This is a genomic window from Kitasatospora sp. NPDC058046, from assembly GCF_042885595.1.
Classification (GTDB): domain Bacteria; phylum Actinomycetota; class Actinomycetes; order Streptomycetales; family Streptomycetaceae; genus Kitasatospora.
This window is the reverse complement of record NZ_JBHVRS010000002.1, coordinates 350951-366865: the sequence shown is the minus strand read 5'-3', so window position 1 is coordinate 366865 and position 15915 is coordinate 350951. Positions and strand designations below refer to the sequence as shown.

At 70.1% G+C, this 15915-nt stretch carries 10 protein-coding genes; all 10 read right to left on the bottom strand.

All coding sequences use genetic code 11. From position 1 onward, the window contains the following. Positions 1-21: 21 nt before the first annotated feature. Positions 22-948 carry an ABC transporter permease gene (locus ACFVU7_RS05850; RefSeq protein WP_049654864.1) on the bottom strand — a complete coding sequence of 309 codons (927 nt, stop codon included), beginning with the start codon at positions 946-948 and terminating at the stop codon, positions 22-24. 115 nt (positions 949-1063) lie between these two features. Beyond that, positions 1064-2689, bottom strand: a complete 1626-nt coding sequence (locus tag ACFVU7_RS05845) for an ABC transporter substrate-binding protein (RefSeq protein ID WP_049654867.1) — start codon at positions 2687-2689, stop codon at positions 1064-1066. Between the two features lie 203 nt (positions 2690-2892). Then, complete coding sequence (locus ACFVU7_RS05840; protein ID WP_074001353.1) at positions 2893-3909, bottom strand: ABC transporter ATP-binding protein; 1017 nt, start codon at positions 3907-3909, stop codon at positions 2893-2895. After that, on the bottom strand, positions 3902-4951 hold the full coding sequence (locus ACFVU7_RS05835) for an ABC transporter ATP-binding protein (protein WP_380777418.1): 1050 nt from the start codon (positions 4949-4951) through the stop codon (positions 3902-3904). Before ACFVU7_RS05835 ends, ACFVU7_RS05840 begins: the two co-directional genes overlap by 8 nt. 20 nt (positions 4952-4971) lie before the next feature. Then, on the bottom strand, positions 4972-5916 hold the full coding sequence (locus ACFVU7_RS05830) for an ABC transporter permease (protein ID WP_117489407.1): 945 nt from the start codon (positions 5914-5916) through the stop codon (positions 4972-4974). After that, positions 5909-6835, bottom strand: a complete 927-nt coding sequence (locus tag ACFVU7_RS05825) for an ABC transporter permease (protein WP_049654878.1) — start codon at positions 6833-6835, stop codon at positions 5909-5911. The genes ACFVU7_RS05830 and ACFVU7_RS05825 overlap by 8 nt, the downstream gene beginning before the upstream one ends. Positions 6836-6975: 140 nt before the next feature. Continuing rightward, positions 6976-8619 (bottom strand): ABC transporter substrate-binding protein, encoded by a 1644-nt coding sequence (locus ACFVU7_RS05820; RefSeq protein WP_380777417.1) that lies wholly within the window; start codon positions 8617-8619, stop codon positions 6976-6978. Between the two features lie 431 nt (positions 8620-9050). Then, positions 9051-10955: a translational GTPase TypA gene (gene typA, locus ACFVU7_RS05815; RefSeq protein WP_117489405.1), complete on the bottom strand. Its 1905-nt coding sequence runs from the start codon at positions 10953-10955 to the stop codon at positions 9051-9053. A gap of 353 nt (positions 10956-11308) precedes the next feature. Then, on the bottom strand, positions 11309-13132 hold the full coding sequence (locus tag ACFVU7_RS05810; RefSeq protein WP_388044477.1) for an ABC transporter family substrate-binding protein: 1824 nt from the start codon (positions 13130-13132) through the stop codon (positions 11309-11311). 93 nt (positions 13133-13225) lie between these two features. Beyond that, positions 13226-15826 carry a SpoIIE family protein phosphatase gene (locus ACFVU7_RS05805; RefSeq protein ID WP_375874154.1) on the bottom strand — a complete coding sequence of 867 codons (2601 nt, stop codon included), beginning with the start codon at positions 15824-15826 and terminating at the stop codon, positions 13226-13228. Positions 15827-15915: the final 89 nt, after the last annotated feature.

The following is a 15915-nucleotide window of genomic DNA, read 5'->3' as shown; positions in this document are numbered from 1 at the left end:
TACGAGTCCTCGTCGTGGATGTCAGGCATAGCGGATCCTCGGGTCCAGGACCGCGTAGAGCAGGTCGACGAGCAGGCTGGCGACCAGGTAGATGATCACCAGGACGGTCACGATGCCGACCACGGTGGGGCCCTCCTTCTGGTTGACCGCCCGGTACAGGACGTTGCCGATGCCCTGCACGTTGAAGACGCCCTCGGTGACGATCGCCCCGCCCATCAGCGCGCCGAGGTCGGTGCCGAGGAAGGTGATCACCGGGATCAGCGAGTTGCGCAGCAGGTGGCGGGAGATGATGGTGCGCCGGGGCAGGCCCTTGGCGACCGCGGTGCGCATGTAGTCGGCCCGCAGGTTCTCGCCGATCGACGTCCGGGTGAGCCGGGCCACGTACGCGAGCGAGAGCGAGCCCAGGACGACGGCCGGCAGCACCAGTTGGGTCAGGTCGTAGCTGTCCTGCACCGTCGGGGTGACCCAGCCCAGGTTGGTGGCGAACACCGTCTGGGCGATGTAGGCCAGCACGAAGACCGGGATCGAGATCACCACCAGGGTGAAGACCAGCACCAGGGTGTCCGCGACGCTGCCGCGCCGCAGGCCGGAGACCAGGCCGAGGGCCAGGCCCGCGATCATCTCGAAGACGAAGGCCATCAGGGCGAGCCGGATGGTGACCGGGAAGGCGTCCGCCATGATGTCGGTGACCGGACGGCCGGTGAAGCTGGTGCCGAAGTCCCCCTGGAAGAGGTTCCCCATGTAGTGCAGGTACTGCTTCCAGAGCGGCTGGTCCAGGTAGTACGTGTGCTTGATGCTGGCGACCACGGCCGGGTCGGCGGCCTTCTCCCCGAACAGCGCCGCCACCGGGTCGCCGGGCAGCGTGTAGACCATCAGGAAGATCAGCAGCGTGGTGCCGAAGAACACCGGGATCATCTGCAGCACCCGACGCAGCACGTAACTGCCCATCCGAGCCTCCTTCCTAGGTGTCCGACTGGGTGCCCGGCCGACCGGACCGGTCGGCCGAGAGACCGCGCCCCGCCCTCCGTGCGGGGAGGGCGGGGCCGGCGCGAGGGCTCGGGGCTCAGCCCTTGACCTCGACCTGGGTCCAGGCCGGGTTGCCGAAGGAGTCGAACTTCACGTTCTGCACCTTGGTCGAGTAGCCCGAGTTGGTGCGGTAGTACCAGAGCGGGATGGCGGGCATCCCGCTCGGCAGCACGGCCTCGGCCTGCTGGTAGCCGGTCACCGTGTCGGCGACGCTGGCGGCCTCGTCGGCCCTGGTGGCCGCGTCGTCGAACTGCGGGTTGCTGTAGCCGAAGTCGTTGGACGCGGCACCGGTGCGGTAGACGTCGGCCAGGAAGTTGGCGTTCAACGGGTAGTCCTGCACCCAGCCGGTGCGGAAGGCGCCGTTGAGGGTGTGCCCGGTGATCGCGGCCCGCGCGGTCTTGAAGTCGGGCTTCGGGTCGCCCAGGCAGTCGACCCCGGTGTTCTGCCGGATCGAGTTGCAGACCGCGTCGACCCACTCCTTGTGGCCGCCGTCCGCGTTGTAGGTGATCAGCAGCTTGTTGCCGGGGACGCCGCCGCCCTCCTGGATCAGCTGCTTGGCCTTGGCCGCGTCGAACGTGCAGAACTCGCCGCAGGCGCCGTCCTTGTAGCCCTCGACGCCCTCGGCCACCCAGGCGGTGGCGGGCTTGCGGGAGCCCTGGAGCACCGTCTTGGTGATGGTGGCGCGGTCGATCGCCATCGACAGGCCCTGGCGCACCTTCGCCTTGTCCGGCGACGCCCAGTCGGCCTGGTAGAGCGTGAAGCCGATGTTCTGGATGGCGCCCTGCGGCGCGTCCACCGCCCGGTCCCCGAGGTCGCTCTTGTAGGTGGCCAGCGCGGACGGCGGCACCTGGTCCATCACGTCCAGGTTGTTGGACTGGAGGTCCGCGTAGGCGGCCTCGGACGTGGTGTACATCTTGAAGACGATGCCGCCGTTCTTCGGCTTGTCCACGCCCTGGTAGTCCGGGAAGGACTTGGTCACCACGTTGTTGTTGTGCGACCAGCTGACGAACTGGTACGGGCCGTTGCCCACCGGCTTCTGCCCGTACCCGGCCGGGTCCTTGAAGAAGCCCTCGGGCAGCGGGGAGAAGGCGATGTAGCCGAGCTTGTACTCGAAGTACGAGACCTTGTGGCTCAGCTTGACGGTGAAGTGCAGCTCGTCGGTGACGGTCAGCCCGGACATCTTGTCCGCGGTGGGCTGGCCGGAGGTCGGGTGGACGTCCTGGTAGCCCTCGATGTCGGAGAACCAGGAGCTGTTGATCTGGTTGTTGGCCGGGCTGGCGCCCCAGTTCCAGGCGTCGACGAAGTTCTGGGCGTGCACCGGGGTGCCGTCGTGGAACTTCCAGCCGTCCTTCAGCGTGATGTCGAAGGTCTGCGAGTCACTGGTGTCGATCTTGTCGGCGACCTGCATCCGGATCTTGGCGTTGCTCGGGTCGTAGTCGACCAGCCCCTTGAAGAGGTTCTGGATGATGCGACCGCCGCCGACCTCGTTCGCGTTGGCCGGCTGCAACGGGTTCTGCGGCTCGTTGCTCTGGTAGCTGAAGGACTTGCCGGCGTCCGACGAACCGCTGCCCCCTCCGCCGCTACTGCTGCTGCAGCCGGTGGCCACCAGGGCCACGGAGGTCGCAACGGCGAGGACCCAACGAGCACGGGCGGCTACGGGCATGGAGGTCCCTCCTCAGGGTGTGTTTCGCATCACACCCCATGAGAAGCGCGCCCCGGCGACGGCGCGCGTCAGGTGCACCCGGACGGGTGCGGTGACCCCCTGCCGAGTTGACGCGGCGCCGGACGACGCGGCGTGGGACCGGCGGAACGCAGGAAGGGCCCGCGGCGCGAACGCCACGAGCCCTTCCTGCGACTACCGGGGGATCAGGCCGCGGCCTGCTCCCGGACCTCGGGGAAGTGGCAGGCCGACTCGTGGGCGGCCGCGCCCTCCAGCAGCGAGGGGACCGCGAGCAGCGGGACCTCCTCGGAGCACCGCTCCTCCGCCTTCCAGCAGCGGGTGCGGAAGCGGCAGCCGGACGGCGGGTTGGCCGGCGAGGGGATGTCCCCGGTGAGGATGATCCGCTCGCGGGACTCGCGCGCCGTCGGGTCCGGCACCGGCACCGCGGAGAGCAGCGCCTGGGTGTACGGGTGGGTGGCGTTCTCGTAGATCTCCTCGTCCGAGCCGATCTCGACCATCTTGCCCAGGTACATCACGCCGACGCGGTCGGAGATGTGCCGGACGATGGAGAGGTCGTGCGCGATGAACATGTAGGAGAGGCCGAACTCGCCCTGCAGCTGCTCCAGCAGGTTGATCACCTGCGCCTGGACGGACACGTCCAGCGCGGAGACCGGCTCGTCGCAGATGATGATCTCGGGCTTGAGCGCGAGGCCGCGGGCGATGCCGATGCGCTGGCGCTGGCCGCCGGAGAACTGGTGCGGGTACCGGTTGATGTACTCCGGGTTCAGACCCACGACGTCCAGCAGGTCCTGGACGGCCTTGCGGCGGTCGCCCTTGGGCGCCACCTCGGGGTGGATCTCGAACGGCTCGCCGATGATGTCGCCGACCGTCATGCGCGGGTTGAGCGAGGTGTAGGGGTCCTGGAACACCATCTGGATGTTCCGGCGGACGGCCTTCAGGGCGGCGCCCTGCAGGGTGGAGATGTCCTCGCCCTTGAACAGCACCTGGCCGGAGGTGGCCCGCTCCAGGTTCATCAGCACCTTGGCCAGCGTGGACTTGCCACAGCCGGACTCGCCGACGATCCCGAGCGTCTCGCCCTTCTTCAGCTCGAAGGAGATGCCGTCGACCGCCTTGACCGCGCCGACCTGCTTCTTGAAGAGGATGCCCTGGGTCAGCGGGTAGTGCTTGACCAGGTCCTTGACCTCCAGGATGTTCTCAGCCATGGAGGGTCTCCTTCCAGAGGTGGCACGCGCTGCGGCGGCCGGTGAGCTCCTTGCCGTCCTTGTCCGTGACGTGGTGCAGCGCCGGGATCTCGGTGCGGCACAGGTCGGTGGCGACGTCGCAGCGGGGGTTGAACGCGCAGCCGGTCGGAACCTTCAGCAGGTTCGGGGGCAGGCCCTTGATCGCGTACAGCTCCTGGCCCTTCTGGTCCAGGCGCGGGATGGAGCGGAGCAGGCCCTTGGTGTACGGGTGCGCGGGGTTCGCGTACAGCTCGTGCACCGGGGCGGTCTCCACGATCCGGCCCGCGTACATCACGGCGATCTTGTCCGCGACGTCGGCGACCACGCCGAGGTCGTGGGTGATCAGGATCAGACCCATGTTGTACTCGGCCTGCAGCTCGGCGAGCAGGTCCATCACCTGGGCCTGGACGGTCACGTCCAGGGCGGTGGTGGGCTCGTCCGCGATGATCAGGTCGGGCTGGAGCGACAGCGCCATCGCGATCATGATGCGCTGGCGCATACCGCCGGAGAACTGGTGCGGGTAGTCGTTCACCCGCTCCCGGGCGGCGGGGATGCGCACCCGGTCCATCAGCTCGATGGCCTTCTCCTTCGCCTCCTTGCGGGAGGCGCCCTGGTGCACGCGGAACATCTCGCCGAGCTGGTAGCCGACGGAGAGCACCGGGTTCAGCGCGGACAGCGCGTCCTGGAAGATCATCGCGATCTTCCGGCCGCGGATCCGGCGCCGCTCCTCGTTGCTCATCGTGAGCATGTCCTGGCCGCGGTACAGGATCTGGCCCTGGGTCACCTTGCCCGGGGGCATGTCCAGGATGCCCATGATGGTCTGCGCCGTCACGGACTTGCCGGAGCCGGACTCGCCGAGCACGGCGAGCGTCTCGCCGGCCGCGACGGAGTAGTTGACGCCGTTCACGGCCTTGGCGACACCGTCCCGGGTGTGGAACTCCACGTGGAGGTCCTTCACCTCGAGAAGAGGAGTGCCAACTTCGAGACGGTCGTTCTTCTGGTCGTTCTCGATCACGGTGGTCATCGGGGTCGTCACCTCTTCTCTCAACGGAGCTTCGGGTCGAGGGCGTCGCGCACCGCGTCGCCGAGCATGATGAACGCCAGAACGGTGAGGCTCAGCATTCCGGCGGGGAAGAACAGCGCGAACGGCGCCGTCCGGATCACCTTCTGGGCGGAGGAGATGTCGATGCCCCAGGAGATGGTCGGGTCCTGCAGACCGATGCCGAGGAAGCTCAGCGTCGCCTCGGCGGCGATGTAGCCGCCGAGCGCGATGGTGGCGACGACGATCACCGGGGCGACCGCGTTCGGCAGGATGTGCTTGAACATGATCCGCCAGGTGCCGGCGCCGAGCGCCTTGGCGGCCGTCACGAAGTCGGCCTGCTTGACCGTGATCACCGAACCGCGCATGACACGGGTCATCTGGGTCCAGCCCAGGGCGACCAGCGCGAAGACCACGCTCCAGACGGTGCGCGAGGTGAAGGCGTTCAGGACCACCAGCGAGCCGAGCAGCAGCGGGATGCCGAAGAAGATGTCGGTGATCCGGGAGATGATCGTGTCGACCCAGCCGCCGAAGTAGCCGGCCAGCATGCCGGTGAGGCCGCCGATGATGGTCACACCGGCGGTGACGCAGATGCCGACGATGATCGAGGCGCGGGCGCCGTGGACGACGCGGGCGTAGATGCTGCGGCCCTGGAGGTCGTAGCCGAACCAGTCCGCCTGGAAGAGGTGGCCGTAGTTCGGCTTCGTCAGGTAGTGGTTGCGCAGGTCGCCGGCCCGCGGGTCCACCGAGGTGAACAGACCGGGGGCGATCGCGATGACGATCAGCAGCAGGATCAGCAGCGCGGAGATCACGAAGATCGGCTTGCGCCGCAGGTCGTGCCAGGCGTCGGAGCCGAGGCTGCGGGGCTTCTCGGGCTTGGCGGCCGCGGTGGCGGCGCCGCCCTGGGCCGGGATCTTCCCGGCGGTCTTCTTCTCGGTCAGGTCAGGCATAACGGATCCTCGGGTCCAGGACCGCGTAAAGCAGGTCGACGATCAGGCCGGCGGCCAGGTAGACGATCACGAGGAAGGCCACGAAGCCGGAGACCGTCGAGCCCTCCTTCATGTTGATCGCTTGGTAGAGCGCGTGGCCCACACCCTGGACGTTGAAGATGCCCTCGGTGACGATGGCGCCGCCCATCAGGGCGCCGAGGTCGGTACCGAGGAAGGTGACCACCGGGATCATCGAGTTGCGCAGCAGGTGGGTGCCGATCACCTTGCGCCGCGGCAGGCCCTTGGCCACCGCGGTGCGGACGTAGTCGGCCTTGATGTTCTCGGCGATGGAGGTGCGGGTGAGGCGCGCGACGTAGGCCAGCGAGAGCGAGCCGAGCACGACGGCCGGCAGCACCATCTGGGTGATGTCGTTGCTGTCCTGGACGGTCGGGGTGACCCACTTCAGGTTCTGCCCGAAGACCGTCTGAACGATGAAGCCCAGCACCGGGACCGGGATCGAGATCAGCAGCAGGGTCATGACCAGGGCGCCCTTGTCGAAGAGCTTGCCGCGGCGCAGACCGGCGTACAGGCCGATCCCGATGCCGAGCACGATCTCGATGGCGAACGCGAACAGCGCCAGCTGGACCGTGACCGGCAGCGCCTCGGTGATCTTGTCGAGCACCGGGCGTCCGTCCAGGCCGGTGCCGAAGTCACCGGTGAACAGCTTCCCCATGTAGTCGAGGTACTGCTGGACCAGCGGCTTGTCGAAGCCTTGCTGGTGCCTCAGCGCGGCGAGCTGCACCGGGTCCGGCGCCTTGTCGCCCCACAGCGCTGCCAGCGGGTCACCGGGCAGCAAGTGCACCATGAAAAAGATGAGTGCGGTCGTTCCGAGGAACACCGGGATCATCTGGAGCAGTCGCCTTGCGACAAAGCGCCCCATCGTGCCTCCATGTATGACTCTGCCGGGCCCGTCAACCCGGCAAGAGATAAGTCGGCGTGCCAACGGCCGGTGCCAGTCCTCGCCCTTGTGGGGATGGACGGGCACCGGCCGTTGTCACCGGGTCAGGCGGTGCCGACCGATTACTTCTTCTTCTTGACCTCGACGTCGGTGTAGACCGGGTCGCCGAAGGAGTTGAACTTCACGTTCTGGACGTTCTTGGAGTAGCCGGAGCTGGTCTTGTAGTACCAGAGCGGGATGGCCGGCATGTCCTTGGCCAGAACGGCCTCGGCCTGCTGGTAGTACTCCGCGGTCTTCTCGACCGTGGTGGCGGCGTCCGCCTCCTTCGACAGCTTGTCGAACTCGGAGCTGGAGTAGCTGCCGTCGTTGGCCGCGGCACCGGTGCCGTAGACGTCGCGCAGGAAGTTGGCGTTCAGCGGGTAGTCCTGCACCCAGCCGGTACGCATCATGCTCTGGACCTGCTTGCTGGTGACCAGGTCACGCGAGGTCTTGAAGTCCGGCTTCGGGTCACCGAGGCACTCGACGCCGACCGACTGGCGGATCGAGTTGCAGACCGCGTCCACCCACTCCTTGTGGCTGCCGTCGGAGTTGTACAGGATGGTGATCTTGCCGCCGGGAACGCCGCCGCCCTCGGTGATGAGCTGCTTCGCCTTCTCCGGGTTGAACTTGCAGGCGTCGCCGCAGGTGCCGGCCTTGTAGCCCATGACGCCGGGCGCCACGAACGAGTCGGCGGGGATGCGGTTGCCGTTCAGCACGGTCTTGGTGATGGTGTCGCGGTCGATCGCCATCGAGAGGCCCTGACGGACCTTCTCCTTGCCCGGGGCGTTCCAGTCGCCCTGGTACAGCGCGAAGGAGATGTTCTGGATGGCGCCCTGCGGCTGGTCGACCGCGCGCTTGCCCAGGTCGTCCTTGTACTTCGGCAGGTCGGTCGAGTCGACCTGGTCCAGGACGTCCAGGGTGTCGGACATCAGGTCCTTGTACGCGGCCTCACCGGCGGTGTAGTTCCGGAAGACGACGCCGCCGTTCTTCGGCTTGTCGATGCCCGTGTACTTGTCGTAGGCGGCCAGCGTGATGGCCTTGTTGTGCTCCCACGAGACGAACTTGTAGGGGCCGTTGCCGACCGGCTTCTGGCCGTAGCCGGCCGGGTCGGTGAAGAAGCCCTCGGGCAGCGGGAAGAAGGCCGAGTAGCCGAGCTTGTACGTGAAGTACGAGACCGGGGTGGACAGTTCGATCGTGAAGTGGGTGTCGTCGACGACCTTCAGACCGGACATCTCGGTGGCCGTCGGGTCACCCTTGTCCTTGTCCGGGTGGACCGCGTCGTAGCCGACGATGTCGGAGAACCAGTCCGAGTTGATCTGGTTGTTCTTCGGGTTGGCCGACCAGTTCCAGGAGCTCACGAAGGACTTGGCGGTGACCGGGGTGCCGTCGTGGAAGGTCCAGCCGGACTTCAGCGTGACGGTGTAGTTCTTGGCGTCGGTGGTCTCGATCTTGTCGGCCACCTGGTTGCGCAGCGCACCGGTCGCGGGGTCGTAGTCGACGAGGCCCTTGAAGAGCTGCTTGACGATACGGCCGCCCTGGTTCTCCATGGCGTTGGCCGGCTGGAGCGGGCGCTGCGGCTCCGCGCTCTGGTAGCTGAAGCTGGCGCCCGGGTCGACCGCAGCGCTGTCGGAGCTGCCCCCGGAGGAGTCGCTGCTGCTGCACGCAGTCGCAGCGAGGGCGACAGCAACAGCTGCGACAACCCACTTGGCCTGGCTCGCACCGCGCATCGGTGTGCCTCCTGAATTCGACGTTGCAACGAGGAGGGCACTGCGGAACGGTTCCCACCGGACCCGCTGTGCCGTCCGCGCTCGTGGTTTCGGCGCGCACCCCTGCGCGTTCACCCTTGACCCGAGCCTGACTGCACCCACTATCCGTCACGCACGGACACGAAAGTGACCAGTGACGATCTCAATTAGGTCACATGAACAGTCGGTAAGTTTCGAAAACCGGACATTTGAGACATAGCCAGACAGGCACCAAACGGACAGTCGTCACGGATGACGAACTGTCACGTCCGCTCAGCGGACACCTGGGTGTGATGAGCGCTATTCCGTGAATAGCGGCCCCGACAACTTGGAGTAGTTGAAAAAGTTCGCCCCCCTCTCCATGGGAAAGGGGGGCGAATCATTCCGGCCAATGGCCGTTCAGTGCGTCCGGATCACGCCTTCTTGGCGCGCGAGGCGGTGCGACCGCGGTCCTTCTGGTCGAGGACGACCTTACGGATGCGAACCGTCTCCGGGGTCACCTCGATGCACTCGTCCTCGCGGCAGAACTCCAGCGACTGCTCCAGCGAGAGCTTGCGCGGCGGGACGATCGACTCGGCCACGTCGGCGTTCGCCGAGCGCATGTTGGTGAGCTTCTTCTCCTTGGTGATGTTCACGTCCATGTCGTCGGCACGCGAGTTCTCACCGACGATCATGCCCTCGTACACCTCGGTGCCCGGCTCGCAGAAGAGCACGCCGCGCTCCTGCAGGTTGGTCATCGCGAAGGCGGTGACCACACCGGCCCGGTCGGCGACCAGCGAACCGTTGTTGCGGGTGGTCAGGTTGCCGAACCACGGCTCGTGACCCTCGTGGATCGAGTGCGCGATGCCGGTGCCGCGGGTGTTGGTGAGGAACTCGGTACGGAAGCCGATCAGGCCGCGGGACGGCACGACGAACTCCATCCGGACCCAGCCCGAGCCGTGGTTGGACATGTTGTCCATCCGGCCCTTGCGGATGCCCATGAGCTGGGTGACGGCACCCATGTGCTCCTCGGGCACGTCCACCGTGAGGCGCTCGACGGGCTCGTGGGTCTTGCCGTTGACCTGCTTGGTGACCACCTGCGGCTTGCCGACGGTCAGCTCGAAGCCCTCGCGGCGCATGGTCTCGATCAGGATGGCCAGCGCCAGCTCACCGCGGCCCTGCACCTCCCAGGCGTCCGGACGCTCGGTGTCGAGCACGCGCAGCGAGACGTTACCGATCAGCTCGCGGTCCAGGCGGTCCTTCACCTGGCGGGCGGTGACCTTGCGGTCCACCTTGACGCCGGCCTTGGCGTCCGCGCCCTTGCCGCTGCCGCCGCGGCCGACCAGCGGCGAGGTGTTGGTGCCGATGGTCATCGAGATGGCCGGCTCGTCCACCGTGATCAGCGGCAGCGCGATCGGGTTCTCCGGGTCGGCCAGGGTCTCGCCGATCATGATCTCGCCGATGCCGGCGACGGCGCAGATGTCACCGGGGCCGGCCACCTCGGCCGGCTTGCGGGTGAGCGCCTCGGTCATCAGCAGCTCGGAGATGCGGACGTTCTGGATCGAGCCGTCACGCTTGATCCAGGCCACGGTCTGGCCCTTGCGCAGCTCGCCCTGCTCGACGCGGAGCAGCGCGATGCGGCCGAGGAAGTTGTCGGCGTCCAGGTTGGTGACGTGGGCCTGGAGCGGGGCGTCCTCGTCGTAGCCGGGGGCCGGGACGTGCTCCAGCAGGGTGGAGAAGAACGGCTCCAGGCTGGTGCTGTCGGCCGGGACGGTGCCGTTCTCCGGCTTGGTCAGCGAGGCGACGCCGTCACGGGCGCAGGCGTAGACGATCGGGAACTCGATCTGGTCCTCGTCCGCGTCCAGGTCCAGGAACAGGTCGTAGGTCTCGTTGATGACCTCGTCGATCCGGGAGTCCGGACGGTCGGTCTTGTTGATGCAGAGGATGACGGGCAGGCGGGCGGTGAGCGCCTTGCGGAGCACGAACCGGGTCTGCGGCAGCGGGCCTTCGGAGGCGTCGACCAGGAGGACGACCGCGTCCACCATCGACAGACCGCGCTCGACCTCGCCACCGAAGTCGGCGTGGCCCGGGGTGTCGATGATGTTGATGGTGATCGGCGCGCCACCATCCTTGGGGTGGTACTTGACCGCGGTGTTCTTCGCGAGAATGGTGATGCCCTTCTCGCGCTCCAGGTCGTTGGAGTCCATCATCCGGTCATCGAGCTGCTGGTGGGCTGCGAAGGCGCCGGCCTGCTTGAGCATGGCGTCGACCAGCGTGGTCTTGCCGTGGTCGACGTGGGCGACGATGGCGACGTTACGGATGTCGTTGCGCGTGGGCATGCCTAGCGGATTCTCCCGGAATCGTGGGTTACGGCGCCCGGCCGCGAGACGCGCACTTGCGGCCCTTTCGGCCGCTGCCACCCGTTCCGCCTGCTACTACCGGTCCACCCGCCGGGCATATCGACATGCCTCGGCTTCCTCCTATCGTACGGGGAAGCGCCCAGGTGAGCAGAAACGAGCAGGTCGCAGGGGATCAAGATCACAGGCGGATCACACGGCGCCCACCCGGCGACCGGGCTCCGGCCCCCTTCCGTTCGTGCTCCGACGGCCCGGCCCACGCACCGGGCGGACGCCCCCGGAGCGGTCTCCGGGAGGCGTCCGCCGACGCCGTGCGCCGCCCCGCCGGGGAAGCCCTACCCGCCCCAGCCCACGTCCTGGAAGCGCGGCCACCCGAAGCCGTACGCGCCGGCGCCGACCACCCCGGTCCGGACCCCGACCAGCTCCGGCCGCTGGTAGAGCGGCACCGAGTGCCCGAGCTGCCAGATCCGTACGTCCGCCTCCTGGAGCAGGTCGAGCCGGGCCGCCGGGTCCGGTTCGGCGGCCGCCCGGTCGAACAGCCGGTCGATCTCCTCGGTGCCGCCGCGGCCGAAGTTGCCGCCCGGGTCCGGCACGCCGTCGGGGTCCGGCCGGGGCTTGGCGTAGGCGGGGCGCTGTTCGCTCGCCGGGCTGGCGCCGACCGGCCGGGAGAAGAGCGCGAGGTCGTAGTCCCCGGCCGCCAGGTGCTCCCCGACGAAGGACTCGGCGGGCACGGGCACCTGTCGCACCGCGATCCCGGCGTCCCCGAGGCCGGCGGTGAGCGCGTCGGCGGTGCGCTTGGCGGTCGCCGAACCGGCCGGGAGCAGCAGCGAGAGGGAGAGCGGCTTGCCGCCCCTGCTCCGGACGCCCCCGCCGGTGGGCCGCATCCAGCCCGCCTCGTCCAGCAGCAGGCCCGGGTCCGCCTGGTCGACCGCGCCGCTGTTGTCCCGGTAGCCCTCCTGGTCGCCGGCGAGCAGGTGGCTGCCCAGCGGTGCGGCGGGCAGGCCGAGCGGGGTGAGCGCGGCGGCGGCGATCCGCTGCCGGTCGACGGCCCGGGTGAGGGCCCGGCGCACCAGCGGGTCGGTCAGCGGGGCGCGCTCGGCGTTGAGGGTGAGCTGGGTGAGCGAGGCCGCGGCGGCCCGGTGCACGGTGACGCCGGGCAGCGACTCGGCCCGCCGCAGCGCCAGCGCCGCCGACTCGGGCGCGGCCTCGGGCGGCGGCGCGACAGAGGGTGAGGCGGAGGCGGGAGCGGAGGCGGGAGCGGTGGAGGCATCGGCGGCCGGGGCCGGCACCGCCCGGTCCACCGCCGCGGTGAGCGGGGCGACGTCCAGCCGGTCCTGGTCCAGCGCGTCCAGCCGCTGCTCGGGCGGCGAGGCGAGGAAGTCGATCCGGTCGGCCTTCGCCGGCTCGCCCCACCAGAGCGGGTTGCGCACCACGGTGACCGTCCCGCGCTCGGCGTCGTACCGGGAGAGGGTGTACGGCCCGGCGCTCGGCCGGTCGCCGCCGGTCAGCGCCCGGTCGAAGTCGGCCGGGGTGGCCGTCTCGGCGGCCGGGTAGAGCGGCCCGAACAGCGAGCGCCACTCCGCGTACGGCCGCCGGAAGGTCACCCGCACCTCGTGCGGGTCGGCGCCCGGGGCGACCGACTCGACGGCGTCGTACCCGGCCGCCCGCCCGCCCCGGTACGCGGGGTCCAGGCCGGACAGCGCGGTCCGCTGGGCGTCGAGGTCGGCGGCCGAGACCGGGGTGCCGTCGCTCCAGACGGCGCGCGGGTTCAGCCGGTACGTCACCACCTGCGGCGACTGCCCGGGCGGGGTGGACTCGGCGCCCTCCAGGTAGTCCGGGTCGGGGGCGAGCCGGCCGTGCTCGTCGGGCCGGAACAGCGAGGGGTACAGCGCGTGGGCGAGCAGCGCCGAGTCGGCGGTCGCCGCGCCCTGGTAGACGTTCAGCGTGGCCGGGACGCGGTCGAGGGCCCAGCGCAGCGTGCCGCCGTCCCGGACGGCGGCGCGGTCGACCGGCCCGACGTCCCCGGTGGTGGCGGTGGGCTCGGCCGGGGCGGGCACGGCGGCGGGGGTGCGGGCGGGGCCCGGGTCGTCGGAGCAGCCGCCGAGACCGGCGGCGAGCAGCAGCGCGGCGGCTGCGGCGGTGAGCTGGCGGACGCGCATGGCGGCCATCGAACGCCGCCCCGGGCGCCCGGCCCGTGCCGACACGGCGGGCGGCCGGGCGACTGCACCCGTCCGGCCCACCGCTCCGGGCCGTTACAGCCCGAGCTCGAACCAGACGATCTTGCCCTTGGGCGTGCGCCGGCTGCCCCAGCGCTCGGCCAGCAGGCTGACCAGCTGCAGACCGCGCCCGCCCTCGTCGGTCTCCTGCGCGCGCCGCTGCCGGGGCTGCGCGTAGCCGTCGTCCCAGACCTCGCAGACCAGGCCGCGCTCGCGCAGCAGCCGCAGCCGGATCTCGCCCCGCCCGTGCTTGAGCGCGTTGGTGACCAGCTCGCTGACCAGCAGCTCGGTGGTGTCGACCAGCTCGTCCAGCCCCCGGGCCAGCAGCCAGCTGCACGCCAGCTCACGGGCCTTGGCCACCGAGGTGGGCTCGGGCGGCAGGAACCAGTTGCCGACGGCGTCCTCGGGGAAGGCGTGCACCTTGGCCATCAGCAGGGCGATGTCGTCCTCGCCGTGGTGCGGGTTGAGCTCGCCGAGCACGTGGTCGCAGAGGTCCTCCAGCCCCTTGCCCCCGTCGGAGAGCGCGGAGCGGAAGGCCCGCAGGCCCTCGTCCAGCTGGTGCTTGCGGCTCTCCACCAGGCCGTCGGTGTAGAGCGCGAGCACGGCGCCGTCCGGGAGGGTCAGCTCGACCTCCTCGAAGGGCTCGCCGCCGACGCCGAGCGGCAGACCGGGCGGCACGTCGAGCATCCGGGAGCTCTCGCCGGGGCTGAGCAGGACGGGCGGCAGGTGGCCGGCGTTGGCGAAGACGCAGCGGCGGGTGACGGCGTCGTAGACCGCGTAGACGCAGGTCGCCAGGTAGACCTCGCGGGCCTCCTCGTCGGCCGTCGAGGTGAGCCGCCCGTACGGGGTGGGCGGGCCGGCCGGCACCGAGTCGTCGCCGAGGCCGCGGGCGATCTCGTCCAGGGCGCCGAGCACCTCGGCGGGGTCGAGGTCGAGCATCGCCAGGGTGCGGACGGCGGTGCGCAGCTGGCCCATCGCGACGGCGGCGCGCAGTCCGCGGCCCATCACGTCGCCGATGACCAGCGCGGTGCGGTTGCCGGGCAGCGGGATGACGTCGAACCAGTCGCCGCCGACCTCGGTGTTGTTGTTGCTGGGCAGGTAGCGGCAGGCGATCTCCAGGCCGCTGGCGGCCGGGTTGCCCGGGGGCAGCAGGCTGCGCTGGAGGATCAGCGCCCGCTCGTGCTCGCGCCGGTAGAGCCGGGCGTTGTCGATGCAGACGGCGGCGCGGGCGACCAGTTCCTCGGCGATCGCGACGTCGCGGGCGTCGAAGGGCTCGCTGCCGATCGCCCGGGAGAGCTGGACGAGGCCGAGCACCTGGTCGCGGGCGACCAGCGGGACGATCAGGGTGGAGCGCAGCAGCGGGTCGCGCCCGGGCTCGGGGACGACGCTGCGGCCGGTGCGCAGCGCCCGGGCGTGCGGGGAGCGGCGCGGGTAGCAGAGGGTGCCGCCGGCCTCGGCGATCGGCAGGCCGGTGACCGAGCCGAGCACCGAGGAGGCGCCGCCGACCACGCTGGAGACGGCGACCCGGCGCAGTTCGCCGCTGCCGTCGGTGAGCACGGTGTCGCCGAGCCGGCCGGCGCTGGGCACGGTCTCGCCGGAGAGCAGCGCGGTGTAGAGGTCGACGGTCGCGAGGTCGCAGAACGGCGGGACGACGACGTCCAGCAGTTCCTTGGCGGTGGTCTCCAGGTCGAGCGTGGAGCCGATGTGCGCGCTGGCCTCGTTGAGCAGGGCCAGGTTGCGGCGCACCCCGTCGGCCTCGCGCTCGGCGACGTGCCGGCTGGTGACGTCGGAGACCTGCCCGGCCACGCCCATGGTCTGCCCGGCGGAGCCGTTCAGGCGGTACAGCGAGACGGCCCAGAGCCGGTTGCCCTCGCGGGTCGGGACGGCGCCGTGGAAGCGCAGGTCGAAGACGGGCTCGCCGGTGGCCACGACCTTGCGCAGGGCGGCGGTGAGCCGGTCCGCCTCGGACGGCGGGAAGAGGTCGTGCGGGGTGAGGCCCTCCAGGTCGGTGGGGACCAGTCCCATCCCGGAGGCGAAGGCGTCGTTGACCCGCTGCAGCCGCAGCCGGTCGTCGAACAGCACGAAGCCGGTGGGCGTCTGCCCGAAGACGGCTTCGGAGGCGGCCAGGTCGGTCTCGATCCGGCGCAGCCGCCCGAGGTCGACGGCCAGGCAGGTGGCGCCCGCGGTGGGCAGGGCGCTGTCGGGCATCAGGTAGAGCTCGGCGAGGCCCTCGCCGCCGTCGGCGTCCCGGTACGGGGTGGTGCCGACCCACTCCTCGCCCGCCAGGGTGCGCTCCAGCCGGGCCCGGCCGCGCTGCCAGAGCTCGCGGGGGACGAAGGTGGTGACCGGGTCGGCGCCGACGGCCTCGGCGGCCGGGATGCCGAAGAACTCGGCGGCGCGCTCGCTCCACTGGCTGATCCGCCCGTCGGGGCCGATCGCGAAGGTGGCGACCCGGATGTAGTCGTAGATCGAGCCGGGGTCGCCGGCGCCCCAGGCGCGATCCTCGGCGACGGGGTGGTGGCCGCGCCCGGCGACCGCGCCGTCCGGTACGGACAGGTGCGCGGAACCGGCCTGCCCGGGTACAGCGGCATGACCGCTGCTGCTCGGCGACACGCTCCGCGCCGGAGTGCTGTTCAACGGACCGACCCCTCCAACCCGCGACCGTCCGGATGTCGAGAAGACCGAGTATTCATCATCGAGGGGTACGTTCACACGCCCTCAACATC

What these genes read in the sequence shown, in the direction of transcription:
- ACFVU7_RS05850 (WP_049654864.1), bottom strand. Translation starts at nt 948, where the DNA reads ATGGGCAGTTACGTGCTGCGTCGGGTGCTGCAGATGATCCCGGTGTTC.
- ACFVU7_RS05845 (WP_049654867.1), bottom strand. Translation starts at nt 2,689, where the DNA reads ATGCCCGTAGCCGCCCGTGCTCGTTGGGTCCTCGCCGTTGCGACCTCC.
- ACFVU7_RS05840 (WP_074001353.1), bottom strand. Translation starts at nt 3,909, where the DNA reads ATGGCTGAGAACATCCTGGAGGTCAAGGACCTGGTCAAGCACTACCCG.
- ACFVU7_RS05835 (WP_380777418.1), bottom strand. Translation starts at nt 4,951, where the DNA reads ATGACCACCGTGATCGAGAACGACCAGAAGAACGACCGTCTCGAAGTT.
- ACFVU7_RS05830 (WP_117489407.1), bottom strand. Translation starts at nt 5,916, where the DNA reads ATGCCTGACCTGACCGAGAAGAAGACCGCCGGGAAGATCCCGGCCCAG.
- ACFVU7_RS05825 (WP_049654878.1), bottom strand. Translation starts at nt 6,835, where the DNA reads ATGGGGCGCTTTGTCGCAAGGCGACTGCTCCAGATGATCCCGGTGTTC.
- ACFVU7_RS05820 (WP_380777417.1), bottom strand. Translation starts at nt 8,619, where the DNA reads ATGCGCGGTGCGAGCCAGGCCAAGTGGGTTGTCGCAGCTGTTGCTGTC.
- typA (WP_117489405.1), bottom strand. Translation starts at nt 10,955, where the DNA reads ATGCCCACGCGCAACGACATCCGTAACGTCGCCATCGTCGCCCACGTC.
- ACFVU7_RS05810 (WP_388044477.1), bottom strand. Translation starts at nt 13,132, where the DNA reads ATGCGCGTCCGCCAGCTCACCGCCGCAGCCGCCGCGCTGCTGCTCGCC.